13 protein-coding genes are annotated in these 11665 nt (G+C 60.0%); 8 read left to right on the plus strand and 5 right to left on the minus strand.

Annotated features, from left to right (window positions below):
* From ACTG4B_RS14775 to ACTG4B_RS14785, 3 genes are all read left to right on the plus strand, one after another.
* Window positions 1–434: ABC transporter permease subunit (locus ACTG4B_RS14775; RefSeq protein WP_439156468.1), on the plus strand; the 434-nt coding region annotated here is incomplete at its 5' end.
* Window positions 431–1609, plus strand: coding sequence for an ABC transporter permease (locus ACTG4B_RS14780; RefSeq protein WP_439156469.1), 1179 nt, complete (start codon window positions 431–433; stop codon window positions 1607–1609). The genes ACTG4B_RS14775 and ACTG4B_RS14780, both read left to right, overlap by 4 nt.
* Window positions 1606–3204 (plus strand): ABC transporter ATP-binding protein, encoded by a 1599-nt coding sequence (locus ACTG4B_RS14785; protein ID WP_439156470.1) that lies wholly within the window; start codon window positions 1606–1608, stop codon window positions 3202–3204. The genes ACTG4B_RS14780 and ACTG4B_RS14785 overlap by 4 nt, the downstream gene beginning before the upstream one ends.
* Before the next feature lie 162 nt (window positions 3205–3366).
* Here the strand turns inward: ACTG4B_RS14785 and ACTG4B_RS14790 are convergent, their stop codons facing one another.
* The gene (locus ACTG4B_RS14790) at window positions 3367–4719 is read right to left on the minus strand and encodes a D-alanyl-D-alanine carboxypeptidase family protein (protein ID WP_439156480.1); all 1353 of its coding nucleotides are present in this window, start codon (window positions 4717–4719) and stop codon (window positions 3367–3369) included.
* Window positions 4720–5108: 389 nt separating this feature from the next.
* Here ACTG4B_RS14790 and clpS point away from each other — a divergent pair, with 389 nt between their 5' ends.
* From clpS to ACTG4B_RS14805, 3 genes are read left to right on the plus strand one after another with little or no spacing between them, the layout of a single operon-like run.
* The gene (gene clpS, locus ACTG4B_RS14795; RefSeq protein ID WP_439156471.1) at window positions 5109–5429 is read left to right on the plus strand and encodes an ATP-dependent Clp protease adapter ClpS; all 321 of its coding nucleotides are present in this window, start codon (window positions 5109–5111) and stop codon (window positions 5427–5429) included.
* A gap of 24 nt (window positions 5430–5453) precedes the next feature.
* Window positions 5454–6425, plus strand: a complete 972-nt coding sequence (locus ACTG4B_RS14800; protein ID WP_439156472.1) for a class I SAM-dependent methyltransferase — start codon at window positions 5454–5456, stop codon at window positions 6423–6425.
* 23 nt (window positions 6426–6448) lie between these two features.
* Window positions 6449–7252 carry an SDR family NAD(P)-dependent oxidoreductase gene (locus tag ACTG4B_RS14805; RefSeq protein WP_439156473.1) on the plus strand — a complete coding sequence of 268 codons (804 nt, stop codon included), beginning with the start codon at window positions 6449–6451 and terminating at the stop codon, window positions 7250–7252.
* Here the strand turns inward: ACTG4B_RS14805 and ACTG4B_RS14810 are convergent, their stop codons facing one another.
* The gene (locus ACTG4B_RS14810) at window positions 7253–7639 is read right to left on the minus strand and encodes a hypothetical protein (RefSeq protein ID WP_439156474.1); all 387 of its coding nucleotides are present in this window, start codon (window positions 7637–7639) and stop codon (window positions 7253–7255) included.
* Between the two features lie 101 nt (window positions 7640–7740).
* Here ACTG4B_RS14810 and hemF point away from each other — a divergent pair, with 101 nt between their 5' ends.
* Complete coding sequence (hemF, locus tag ACTG4B_RS14815; protein ID WP_439156475.1) at window positions 7741–8619, plus strand: oxygen-dependent coproporphyrinogen oxidase; 879 nt, start codon at window positions 7741–7743, stop codon at window positions 8617–8619.
* A gap of 5 nt (window positions 8620–8624) precedes the next feature.
* Here hemF and ACTG4B_RS14820 read toward each other — a convergent pair whose 3' ends face one another.
* Both ACTG4B_RS14820 and hemE read right to left on the minus strand, forming a co-directional pair.
* Window positions 8625–8990 carry a hypothetical protein gene (locus tag ACTG4B_RS14820; RefSeq protein WP_439156476.1) on the minus strand — a complete coding sequence of 122 codons (366 nt, stop codon included), beginning with the start codon at window positions 8988–8990 and terminating at the stop codon, window positions 8625–8627.
* A gap of 11 nt (window positions 8991–9001) precedes the next feature.
* A complete protein-coding gene (gene hemE / locus ACTG4B_RS14825) occupies window positions 9002–10039 on the minus strand; it encodes a uroporphyrinogen decarboxylase (RefSeq protein WP_439156477.1) in 1038 nt (345 codons plus the stop codon).
* 80 nt (window positions 10040–10119) lie between these two features.
* Between hemE and hemC the strand changes: the two genes are divergently transcribed.
* Window positions 10120–11055: a hydroxymethylbilane synthase gene (gene hemC / locus ACTG4B_RS14830; protein WP_439156478.1), complete on the plus strand. Its 936-nt coding sequence runs from the start codon at window positions 10120–10122 to the stop codon at window positions 11053–11055.
* Here hemC and ACTG4B_RS14835 read toward each other — a convergent pair.
* Window positions 11052–11665 (minus strand): FAD-binding oxidoreductase (locus ACTG4B_RS14835; protein ID WP_439156479.1); only part of this gene is annotated, 614 nt, incomplete at its 5' end. The genes hemC and ACTG4B_RS14835 overlap by 4 nt on opposite strands.

Here is an 11665-nt window from a genome sequence, read left to right on the forward strand (position 1 = left end):
TGGATTATTTCTGGCACATTACGCTGCCGGTGCTGGCATCGACCATATCCGCCTTTGCCACGCTGACGTTGCTGACGAAAAACAGTTTTCTGGACGAGATCAAGAAACAATACGTCATCACCGCCAAGGCCAAGGGGCTGTCGGAATCCCGTGTGCTGTATGGCCATGTATTCCGTAACGCGATGCTGATCGTGATTTCCGGCTTTCCGGCACTGTTCATCGGCGTGTTCTTTGGCGGGTCGCTGATTATCGAAACGCTTTTTTCGCTTGATGGCTTGGGCCGTCTGGGGTTCGAGGCGGCGGTCGCGCGCGATTACCCGGTGGTGTTCGGCACGCTGTTCGCGTTTTCGCTGATCGGGCTGGTTGTGGGCATCCTGACCGACCTGACCTATGTGTTCATCGACCCCCGTATTGATTTCGAGGCGCGCGGATGATCCGGCTATCCCCCCTGAACCAGCGCCGCTGGCGCAATTTCAAGCGCAACCGCCGTGCCACGTGGTCGCTGATCATTTTTGGCGTGCTGTTCGGTCTGTCGCTGTTTGCCGAATTCATCGCCAACGACAAACCGATCCTTGTCAGCTATCAGAACGAACTGCGGATGCCGATTTTCAGCTTTTATTCCGAACAGGATTTCGGCGGCGATTTCCCGACCGAGGCAGGGTATAAGGACATCGAGGTGCAATGCCTGATCGTGACCGGCGGGCTGGTTGATTGTTTCGATATGCCCGAGGAACTGATCGCGGCCGTCGAGAGTGGCGAAACGGTTGATATCGCAGGCTTTGAACCCGGCTGGATTGTCTGGCCGATCATTCCCTATTCCTACAATACCATCGTTGATGTGGGTGGCGTGGCGCCATCGCCGCCCAGTGCCGAAAACTGGCTGGGGACGGATGATACCAAACGCGATGTGGCGGCGCGTGTGATTTACGGGTTCCGCCTGTCTGTGATGTTTGCCCTGATCGTGACGGTCGCGTCATCCCTGATCGGGATCGTCGCGGGTGCGGTGCAGGGGTATTTCGGCGGCTGGACCGACCTGATTTTTCAGCGGTTCATCGAAATCTGGACAGGGACGCCGTCGCTATATGTCATCATTATCGTGTTCGCGATTTTGGGGCGAAGTTTCTGGCTTCTGGTGTTCCTGACGGTGCTGTTCGGCTGGCCCGCGCTGGTGGGTGTGGTGCGCGCGGAATTCCTGCGCGCGCGCAATCTGGAATATGTGCGCGCGGCCAAGGCGCTGGGCGTGCGCGACCGCACGATCATGTTCCGCCACATGCTGCCCAACGCGATGGTGGCCACGGTCACGATGCTGCCGTTTCTGGTGACAGGGGCGATTGCGACGCTCGCCTCGCTTGATTTTCTGGGGTTCGGGTTGCCCTCCTCTGCCCCGTCGCTGGGTGAATTGACCTTGCAGGCCAAACAGAACCTGCAAGCGCCGTGGCTGGGGTTCACCGCGTTCTTTACCTTTGCGATCATGTTGTCGCTGTTGGTGTTCATCTTCGAAGGGGTGCGCGACGCGTTTGATCCGCGCAAGATCTTCATTGCCGACGGCAAGGTGGACACGCTGGATGCGACGTTTGCTGCTGCACCAGCCGGAAAGGCCGCGGAATGACGACACCGATCCTTGATGTGCGCGACCTGCGCGTGGCCTTTCGGCAGGATGGCGGTGCGACCCATGCGGTGCGCGGCGTGTCGTTTCAGGTGCACAAGGGTGAAACGGTGGCGCTGGTCGGCGAAAGCGGATCAGGCAAATCCGTCACCGCCCTGTCCACCGTGCAACTGCTGGGCGACAGTGCGGTCATGGCCGGGTCCATCACCTATGGCGGCGCGCAGATGGTCGGCGCCTCCGAGGCGGAACTGCGCCGTGTGCGCGGCAATGACATCAGTTTCATCTTTCAGGAACCGATGACATCGCTGAACCCGCTGCACACGCTGGAAAAGCAACTGGCAGAAAGCATCGAATTGCATCAGGGCCTGCGCGGGGATGCGGTGCGCGCGCGGATCATCGAGCTTTTGAACCGCGTGGGTATCCGCGACGCAGAAAGCCGCCTGACATCCTATCCGCACCAGTTGTCCGGTGGGCAGCGGCAGCGCGTCATGATCGCGATGGCGCTGGCCAACGGGCCTGATCTGCTGATTGCGGATGAACCGACAACCGCATTGGATGTGACCATTCAGGCGCAGATTTTAGACCTGCTGGCGGACCTGAAGCGGGATGACGGCATGGCGATGCTGTTCATCACCCATGACCTGACGATCGTGCGCCAGATCGCCGACCGGGTTTGCGTGATGAAAGACGGCGAGATTGTGGAAAGCGGCCCCACATCTGAGATTTTCGCCAACCCGCAGCATCCCTATACCCAAATGCTGCTGGCGGCGGAATCAACCGGCGTGCCGGTGCCGGTGCCTGCCGATGCGCCTGTGGTACTGGAAACGGATCACGCCAAGATCTGGTTTCCCATTCAGGCCGGGCTTTTGAAACGGACGGTCGGCCATGTCAAAGCGGTGAACGACGCCACGCTCACGGTGCGTGCCGGTGAGACGTTGGGTGTCGTCGGCGAAAGCGGATCGGGCAAGACGACGCTGGCGCTGGCGGTGATGCGCCTGATCCGGTCGGAAGGGCGGATCAGTTTTCATGGCAAGGACATTCATACGCTGAACCAACGCCAGATGCGCCCCCTGCGCAGCGAGATGCAGATCGTGTTTCAGGATCCGTTCGGCAGCCTTTCCCCCCGCATGACCGTGGCCGAGATCATTGCCGAAGGGCTGGGTGTCCATGGCGTCGAACCAGGGCGCAACCGGCGCGATATGGTGGCGGACATCATGGGCGAGGTCGGGTTGGACCCCACCTTGATGGACCGGTATCCGCACGAATTTTCCGGTGGTCAGCGCCAGCGCATCGCCATCGCCCGCGCCATGATCCTGCGGCCCAAGCTGCTGATCCTTGATGAACCGACCAGCGCGCTGGATATGACGGTGCAGGTGCAGATCGTGCAGTTGTTGCGCGACCTGCAACAGAAATACGCGCTGGCTTATCTTTTCATCAGTCATGACCTGAAAGTCGTGCGCGCCCTATCGCACAAGGTGATGGTGATGAAGCAGGGCGATGTAGTCGAGGCAGGTCCGGCGGATGCGATTTTTGACGCGCCGCAAACGGATTATACGCGCGAATTGATGGCTGCGGCCTTTGGCGGAAAAGCGGCCTAGCGTCGGCCCTGTCACGGTCTGATTTTGATCGGGCCGTCGTCCAGTGCCGTCACGCAATCACACAATGCCACCAGAGTGTCACGGCGGATGCCGCAATCGCCCCGGCGGTGTCCGAATGCGACCGGTCCGGGTGTTCGGGCAAGCGCACCGTTTGGGGTCGTGTCACCCCTCGGTCCCGATCATGAAGCAGGTGGTGCCCCGAGCCTGCAGCCTGCGGCAGGCCAGATCGGCGCCTTCGCGCGTCAGCCCCATGAAATTGGCGTCAAACCCGCCCGACCGTTGCACCACGCGGCGCAGTGATCCGTCAAGCGTGCTCATTTCGTTCAAGGCGACGCGCAGCAGAACGCGTTCCGCATCGTATCGGGTATTGTAGCGCCCGACGTTCACGCCCCAATGCCGTCCGCCCGAGGTGGAAATGCGGGTGACAACCTCGGGTGTTGTGCGGGTTTCGGGTTCCGTTGGCGCTGCGGCGGCAACGATGTTATCCGGGGCGTCTGCCGGTCTGGCGCGGGGCATTATGGCGGGTGTTTTTGGGGCCGTTTCAGGGTCGGTCTGGGCCAGTGCGGCATTCACCGCCTCGGCGACCACGGTGTCGATGATATTGGTGTCAATCGCTGCAAGCAGCATTTCCTCGGTCGGTGCAGGTGCCGTTGCGGGCCGCGCAATGGGGCGCATGCTACTGGTGACCAGTCCGCTGACGCGCACGATCTTTCCGCCACTGTTGCGCTGACCGCTGGCCATCGCCGACGGCGGTTCAGGTTTGCGGACGGTGGCCTGCGCCGGTGCGCGGTTGAAGCCCATATCCATCAGTTCCGTAATCCGCGCATTGCGCGCAGCCGTGGAAGAGCCGCCAAAAACCGTTGCGATCACGCGTTCCTGCCCGCGCTGGGCAGAGGCCACAAGGTTGAAGCCCGCCGCGCGGGTGTATCCCGTCTTGATCCCGTCTCCGCCATTGTAGCTGTCAAGCCAGCGCCGGTTGGTATGCCGGACCTGCGCAATGCCAGCATCGGCCGTGCGCCGTGAAAAAAGATTATAATACTGTGGAAAGTCATAGATCACGTGCCGTCCCAGGATTGTCATGTCGCGTGCCGTGGACAAATGTCCCGATTGTGTCAGGCCGTGCGCATTGCGGAACGTCGTATTCTTCATTCCCATCGCGGCTGCTGTGCGGTTCATACGTGTGGCAAAGGCGTCCTGTGACCCGGAAATGGCGATGCCGATGGCGGTGGCCGCATCATTGGCCGATTTCACCGCAGCCGCACGCAGCAGATACCGCAAACGGATTTTCTGACCGGTCCGCAGGCCCAGCTTCGATGGTGGTTCTGCCGCAGCTTCACGTGTGATCGTCACTTCGGTATCAAGGCCGATTTCGCCGCGCTGGATCGCTTGGAACGCGATATAAAGCGTCATCATCTTGGTCAGCGACGCAGGATGCAGCCGTGTATCGGCATTGCGCGAATGCAACACCTCGCCGGTGCGGGCATCCATGACCATCGCCGCATAGGGCGCAGCCATCGCGCCGACCGGCGCAAACAGGATGGTGATGATAAATGCCAATGAATACAGCCCATAAAGGGCCGACTGTCCCACACGACTTGCCACGTCGTTGCCTCTTTCAAACTGCCTCTGACCCCGGATTTTTCCGGTGGTCTTATTATTGTAGAAGAAGGCTAACATAACTTTGATTTTCAGAAAATACCCTAATTTCAAAGACTTTCAGGCCGTCCCTGACCTATTTGCAGCAACATGTAGCGATTGTGCCGTAAATTCACGCAACATAAGGTATTTCACCACCGATTGCGCCTGTTCTTGTTTCTTGTATACGCCCCTTTTCAGCAGATTTATGTGCTTTATATATGCTACGGACCAACTAGGGTCCGTTCATGCATGCAAAGGTTGACTTAATGGCTGACAAGAAGGACGACGGTGACGGCGACCTTGGTGTTACGCTTGAAACCAAGCCAAAGACAAAGCGCCCACCATTATACAAAGTGCTGATATTGAATGATGATTTCACGCCGATGGAATTTGTCGTCATGGTGCTCGAGCGGTTTTTTGGTCTGTCTCATGCGCAGGCATTCGAGTTGATGTTGACGGTTCACAAGAAAGGCGTGGCGGTTGTCGGCGTTTTCAGCCATGAGATCGCAGAGACAAAGGTGGCGCAGGTGATGGATTTTGCGCAGCGTCACCAGCACCCGCTGCAATGCACCATGGAGAAAGAATAGCGACCTTCCGCTTTTCAAGATAAAATGTCCCAATCCCGTTTAAGCACCGCCCTTGATGACGGTCTGTTGTCATTGCCGCAGGGCGATATCGCAGTTCTGCGCCCACCTGCGACCTATGACGTGTCGCCCTTGCCGCGCAGTGCCGTGCGTATCGTTCATGGGTTTTTCCCCGACTATGCCGCTTGGCAAGCCGCAGATCACATCGTCATGGATGATATGCCATCTGTGGCCGTCGCAATCGTTGTCGTGCCACGTGCCAAGGCGTTGGCGCGTGCGCTGGTGGCGACCGCCTGTGCCAGGGCGGATATGGTCATCGTGGACGGGCAAAAAACCGATGGGGTGGACAGTCTGTTCACATCTTGCCGCAAACGATTGGGCAATCTGCCGTCAATCACCAAAGGGCATGGGCGCATCTTTTGGTTTGCCGCATCCGATGCTTTTGCCGATTGGGCCGCCCCGCCGCCTGCCAGGGGCGCACATGGCTACTATACGACAGCAGGCGTGTTTTCAGATGGATCCGTGGATCAGGGCTCTGCATTATTGTCCGCCGCTTTGCCTGCCAAACTGCCTGCCCGGATGGCTGATCTGGGGGCGGGCTGGGGCTATCTGGCGGCACCTGTTCTGGCCCGGGCTGGGGTCAGATCGCTGGATCTGATCGAAGCGGAAAAGCTGTCGCTGGACTGCGCGCGGTTGAATGTCACCGACCCGCGCGTTCGGTTTCACTGGGCCGATGCGACCCAATTCGCACCCGAACAACCATTTGATGGGATCGTGATGAACCCGCCGTTTCATGCCGGCCGCACGGCGGAACCGGCATTGGGCCGCCGTTTCATTCAGGCGGCAGCACGCCTGTTGGCCCCGCATGGCAAGCTGTGGATGGTTGCCAACCGACACTTGCCTTATGAGGCCGGGTTGAGTGAAAGTTTCCGTAACGTGGACATGATTGGCGGCAACGGTGCCTTCAAGATTTTCCACGCCACCCGGCCGCTTCGCTAGGGTCGGACAAAGGGAGAAGGCGCATGTCATTTTCGATTGCGGGCAAGACGGCGATTGTCACCGGGGCTGCAAATGGGGTGGGGTTGGCCATCGGCCGCCACTTCGCGCAACAGGGTGCGAATGTCGTTTTCGCGGATATGGATGAAAAACGGTTGATCCACGAAATGGGTGACGCCGCATCAAAAGAAGAAAACGTGCGTATATTTGCCGGTGATTTGCGCAAAAAGCTGACCATTGCCAATCTTTTGTCCGCCACGATCGATGCTTTCGAAAAGGTGGATATTCTTGTCAATGCGTCGCGTCAGGTAACGACAACCGATCCACTTGATCCCGACGATAACTCGGTCGAGGAATTGTTGCAGCAGAACACGCTGACCGCGCTCAGGATGAGCCAGGCCGTCGCCCGCCGCATGATCAAACAGACCGGTGAAGACCACACCGGCCCGATTGGCGCGATTGTTAATCTCAGTTCTATCGCTGCCCGCCGGACACATCCGGATCTATTGGCCTATTCGGTCAGTTCGGCCGCACTTGACCAGCTGACACGATCCATGGCCGTATCCCTTGCGCCGCACGGAATCCGGGTCAACGCCGTCGCCTTTGGCAGCGTGATGAGCGCAAGTCTGAAAGGGTCGCTCAAGGATCATGACGGGATGCGTGACTGCATCGTTCAGAATACCCCACTGCACCGGATCGCCAGCCCCGGAGAGGTTTCGGACGCGGTGCAGTATCTGGCGTCTGATGCGGCCAGTTTCGTGACGGGCCAGATCGTTACCGTTGACGGTGGCCGCACATTGATCGATCCAGCTGCCGTATCGGCGCATTGATCATTCTGGATATATGGCGATGCATTGTGCGATCATCTGGTCCGCAAGTGTCCGCTCTTCGTGTTGACGTTGCATCAGCGATGTCAGTTTGGCCTGTTCGGCATTCAGGTCAATGGCAGCGGGGATTGTGGTCGTAAATGTATTCACGGTGTCGCAGCGGTAAGTAAATTCGACGCCCTCGGCGGTGGTGCCTGTGCAGGTCCTGCGGATGGTGCGCACTTCCGGGCGTTCTTCCAGCGCATAGCCCCGGTCAATATTCCCGCGTGTCTCGGCGATCAGGCCGTCAAGGATGCGCACGTCACGCAGGGCGTCATTGATGCAGGCCTCGCGCGGGGTGGCGCAGGCGGCAAGGGCCAGCAGCGGGATCATCAACAGGGCAGGGCGCATCGGTCTCTCCGCGGGTTTGAACTGGATCATCGTTGCATGATTGCTATGGTGCAAACACACCAGTATGGAACGCTATTCAATAACAAGAGGCAAGGGCGCGCATGACAAATGGGTTTGAGGTGGAAAAGGCAAAGGCCTCGGCATGGTTTCGCACGCTGCGGGATGAAATCGTCGCCGCATTCGAGGTGCTGGAGGACAGCGATGACAGCGCTGCCCCCGCCGGCCGGTTCGAAGTGACCGAAACCACCCGCAAATCCGATGACGGATCAGACGCCGGTGGCGGGCTGATGTCGGTGATGCGCGGCGGCCGCGTGTTTGAAAAGGTCGGCGTGAATGTATCCACCGTCTATGGGCATTTGGGTGCTGCGGCACAGCGCGCGATGGCCGCGCGTGGCGTGCCCGGCATGGATGATGACCCGCGGTTCTGGGCGTCGGGCATTTCGCTGGTCGCACATATGCAAAACCCCCATGCACCTGCCGTCCACATGAACACCCGCATGTTCTGGACGCCGCACGCCTGGTGGTTCGGCGGCGGGTCCGACCTGAACCCCTGCATCGAATACGCCGAAGACACCGCCCATTTCCATGCCACCCAACAGGCGCACCTAGACCCGCATGGCGCTGATTTATATCCCAAGCTCAAGGCATGGGCGGATGAGTATTTCTATATTCCGCATCGCAATCGCGCCCGCGGCGTGGGCGGGATTTTCATGGATGACCATTGCACCAGTGATTGGGATGCGGATTTTGCGCTGACGCAGGATATTGGCCGCGCGTTCCTGCCTGCCTACGTGCCGCTTGTCGAAAAGCGGCGCACGCTGCCATGGACAGAGGCCGACAAGGACACGCAGCTGATCCATCGCGGGTTATATGCGGAATACAACCTGGTCTATGACCGCGGCACAAAATTCGGATTGGCGACGGGCCATGATGCGAATGCCGTGCTGATGAGCCTGCCGCCCTTGGCCAAGTGGTTTTGATCGCCCTATTCGACCCTGATGAATTTTGCGCCGCCGGTTTGCTGGTCCGGCGGCGGGTCAGCCGGGATGTCAGGCGCACCCGCCGCAATGTCCCGCAGAACCATGCCAGCAAGTTCGGGTGAAAGTTCGCCGTTGCTTGAACGGCTGAGAAGGCGTGCGGAACGTTCTGGTGCAAAATGAACCATGGCCCGGGCGATGCGCAGTTGGGTCAACCCGTCTGGCCTGTCCGCGCCGATCGGTGCCCGCAGTGCATCCCGTTCAGCGGCAGTCGCAGGCACCAGTGTAACCCACCCCGCCATGGCCAAAGAAAAGGCAACCATGGCGCTGCGAAAGCCGTAGTAGATCAGGCGCAGGGTCAATGGCAGGCGCATCTTCGCACCTCTCAGGCCGTGCTGCGCACCGTGTCTATCATCAGTTGCACATTGGCTGGGTCTGCATCGGGCGTGATACCGTGCCCAAGGTTAAAGATATGCGGCCCCTTGGAAAACGCTCGGCAGATGCGGCGGGTTTCATCGACCAGGGCCTGCCCGCCGGTCACCATATGGGATGATGCAAGGTTACCCTGCACGCAGCCGTCTTTTTGCACGTGTTCGGCGGCCCATTCCGCCGCGATGCCATCATCAAGCGCCACGCAATCCGCCCCCGTTGCGGCGTGCACGCCTGCATATCGTGTGCCTGCGCCACGCGGAAACACGATCACCGGAATGCCGGGGTGGCGTTCTTTCAGTGCGGCCGTGATTTTCGCCATCGGCTTGATCGAAAACTCGGTGAAATCGTCACCCTCCAGCGACCCCGCCCAACTGTCGAAAAGCTTGACCACCTCGGCACCGGCGTCGATCTGTCTGGAAAGATATTCAATCGTGCCTTCGGTCAGCCGATTAATGATTCCTTCGAAAACGGGGCGGTTTTCTGCCTTGAGCGCATGCGCCGGTCCCTGATCTGGCGTGCCTTGCCCTGCAATCATATAGGTCGCGACGGTCCATGGCGCACCGGCAAATCCGATCAGGGTGGTGTCCTTTGGCAGTTCACGCGACAGGATTTTCACCGTCTCGTAGATCGGGTTCAGCGTGTCGTGGATGGCGTCGGTGGGCTTTAACGCGGCCAGTTCATCGGGGGTGGTGATGGTGGACAGGCGCGGCCCTTCGCCGGTGACGAACCACAGATCCGCCCCCAACGCCTGCGGCAGCAGCAGGATATCGGCGAACAGGATTGCCGCATCAAAGCCATAGCGCCGGATCGGTTGCAGCGTGACCTCGGCGGCCAGTTCGGGGTTGTAGCACAGCGACAGGAAATCCCCGGCCTGCGCGCGGGTCGCCTTGTATTCGGGCAGATACCGCCCGGCTTGCCGCATCATCCAGATCGGAGGGGTGGCGAGTGTTTCGCCCGCAAGGGCCCGAAGGATCGTTTTCTGCTGCGTCATTGGATGTCCTTTGTTATCTTCCCTTCGTCCCAATTGCGGTTGGTGTTGTCAAGCTGGGTTGACAGGGCTAACACTCCCCCATGACATTCACATTGCCCACCCCCGCCCAAGCCTTCAAGATCGGAACGCGCGGTTCGCCGCTTGCCTTGGCGCAGGCCAATGAAACGCGTGAAAGGCTGGCGAAAGCGTTCGATCTGCCCTTCGAGGCCTTTACGATTGTCGTGATCAAGGTCACCGGCGATCAGGTGCTGGATCGCCCGCTGAAAGAGATCGGCGGCAAGGGTCTGTTCACCCGCGAGATCGAGGAGGCGTTGCTGGATGGCACGATCGACATTGCGGTTCATTCGATGAAGGACATGCCGGTGGAACAGCCCGGCGGGTTGCTGCTGGATACCTATCTGCCCCGCGAAGATGTGCGTGACGCTTTTGTGTCGCTGAGCGCCAAGGGGTTGGGCGATCTGGCCCAAGGGGCCACGGTTGGCACCTCTTCCTTGCGCCGCCGGTCGCAATTGTTGGCGCGGCGTCCCGATCTGAATATCGTGGAGTTTCGCGGCAATGTGCAAACCCGTCTGAAAAAACTGGCCGACGGTGTTGCCGAAGCGACTTTTTTGGCCAAGGCAGGCCTGAACCGGCTGGACATGCCGGACGTGCCACATACAGCCATTTCCCCTGACGACATGTTGCCTGCGGTGGCGCAAGGGGCCATCGGGATCGAACGGCGCGAGGGTGACAGCCGTGCCGCCGAAATGCTGGCGGCGATCCACGATGGGCCGACCGGGCAGCGGCTGGCGGCGGAACGGGCGTTTCTGGCCGCACTTGACGGGTCATGCGAAACGCCGATCGGCGGGCTGGCCGATCTGGATGGGAACAACATGCGCCTGCGCGGTGAAATTCTACGCACCGACGGGACAGAGGTTTATGCCGACGATGTCAGTGGCGCGATTGAAGATGGCCCAGAGATGGGCCGGGCAATGGCCGCGCGGTTGCTGGCGCAGGCCGGGCCGGATTTCTTTTAGGGCGCGGGAATCACCTTGCCGGGGTTCAGGATGCCCTTGGGATCAAGGGCGGCCTTGATCGCGCGCATCGCATCCAGCGCCACAGGGTCCTTGCGCCGGCGCATTGTGCCCAGTTTCGACTGACCCACCCCGTGTTCGGCGCTGAATGATCCGCCCAAGTCCTGCACCACATCCTCGACCGCTTCGGTCATGGCTGCCACCACATCGGGATCATTGCGGGTGATGAATGTCGTGTGATGGATATTGCCGTCGCCCAGATGCGCCACGATGCATTCCACGCAATCGGGATCAATCGCCTTCAGCTTTGGGGTCACGGCGGTCTCGAATGCGGCGACTTTGTCCAGCGGCACGGCAATGTCGGTGTTCACGAATGGCGTGCCCCGGACCAGCACCTCGCCCGCGTCTTCGCGGCGTTTCCACATGGCTTGACGCTGTGCCTCGTTCTGGGCAATGACGGCGTCCAGCAGGTGGCCCTTTTCGAGCATGGTGCCCAATATATCCTCGAGTGCGGCGACCACCGGGATCCGTCCGTCAGGGCCGGGTGTGGCATCGCGCGGGGCGGTGGCACCGACCTCGACCATGACGTTGACGTCATAGGCGGTATCGAATG

The organism is Yoonia sp. (assembly GCF_965660735.1).
Classification (GTDB): Bacteria; Pseudomonadota; Alphaproteobacteria; order Rhodobacterales; family Rhodobacteraceae; genus Yoonia.

What these genes read in the sequence shown, in the direction of transcription:
- ACTG4B_RS14800 (WP_439156472.1), top strand. Translation starts at nt 5,454, where the DNA reads ATGTCCCAATCCCGTTTAAGCACCGCCCTTGATGACGGTCTGTTGTCA.
- ACTG4B_RS14805 (WP_439156473.1), top strand. Translation starts at nt 6,449, where the DNA reads ATGTCATTTTCGATTGCGGGCAAGACGGCGATTGTCACCGGGGCTGCA.
- ACTG4B_RS14810 (WP_439156474.1), bottom strand. Translation starts at nt 7,639, where the DNA reads ATGCGCCCTGCCCTGTTGATGATCCCGCTGCTGGCCCTTGCCGCCTGC.
- ACTG4B_RS14785 (WP_439156470.1), top strand. Translation starts at nt 1,606, where the DNA reads ATGACGACACCGATCCTTGATGTGCGCGACCTGCGCGTGGCCTTTCGG.
- hemF (WP_439156475.1), top strand. Translation starts at nt 7,741, where the DNA reads ATGACAAATGGGTTTGAGGTGGAAAAGGCAAAGGCCTCGGCATGGTTT.
- ACTG4B_RS14820 (WP_439156476.1), bottom strand. Translation starts at nt 8,990, where the DNA reads ATGCGCCTGCCATTGACCCTGCGCCTGATCTACTACGGCTTTCGCAGC.
- hemE (WP_439156477.1), bottom strand. Translation starts at nt 10,039, where the DNA reads ATGACGCAGCAGAAAACGATCCTTCGGGCCCTTGCGGGCGAAACACTC.
- ACTG4B_RS14790 (WP_439156480.1), bottom strand. Translation starts at nt 4,719, where the DNA reads ATGGCTGCGCCCTATGCGGCGATGGTCATGGATGCCCGCACCGGCGAG.
- hemC (WP_439156478.1), top strand. Translation starts at nt 10,120, where the DNA reads ATGACATTCACATTGCCCACCCCCGCCCAAGCCTTCAAGATCGGAACG.
- clpS (WP_439156471.1), top strand. Translation starts at nt 5,109, where the DNA reads ATGGCTGACAAGAAGGACGACGGTGACGGCGACCTTGGTGTTACGCTT.
- ACTG4B_RS14780 (WP_439156469.1), top strand. Translation starts at nt 431, where the DNA reads ATGATCCGGCTATCCCCCCTGAACCAGCGCCGCTGGCGCAATTTCAAG.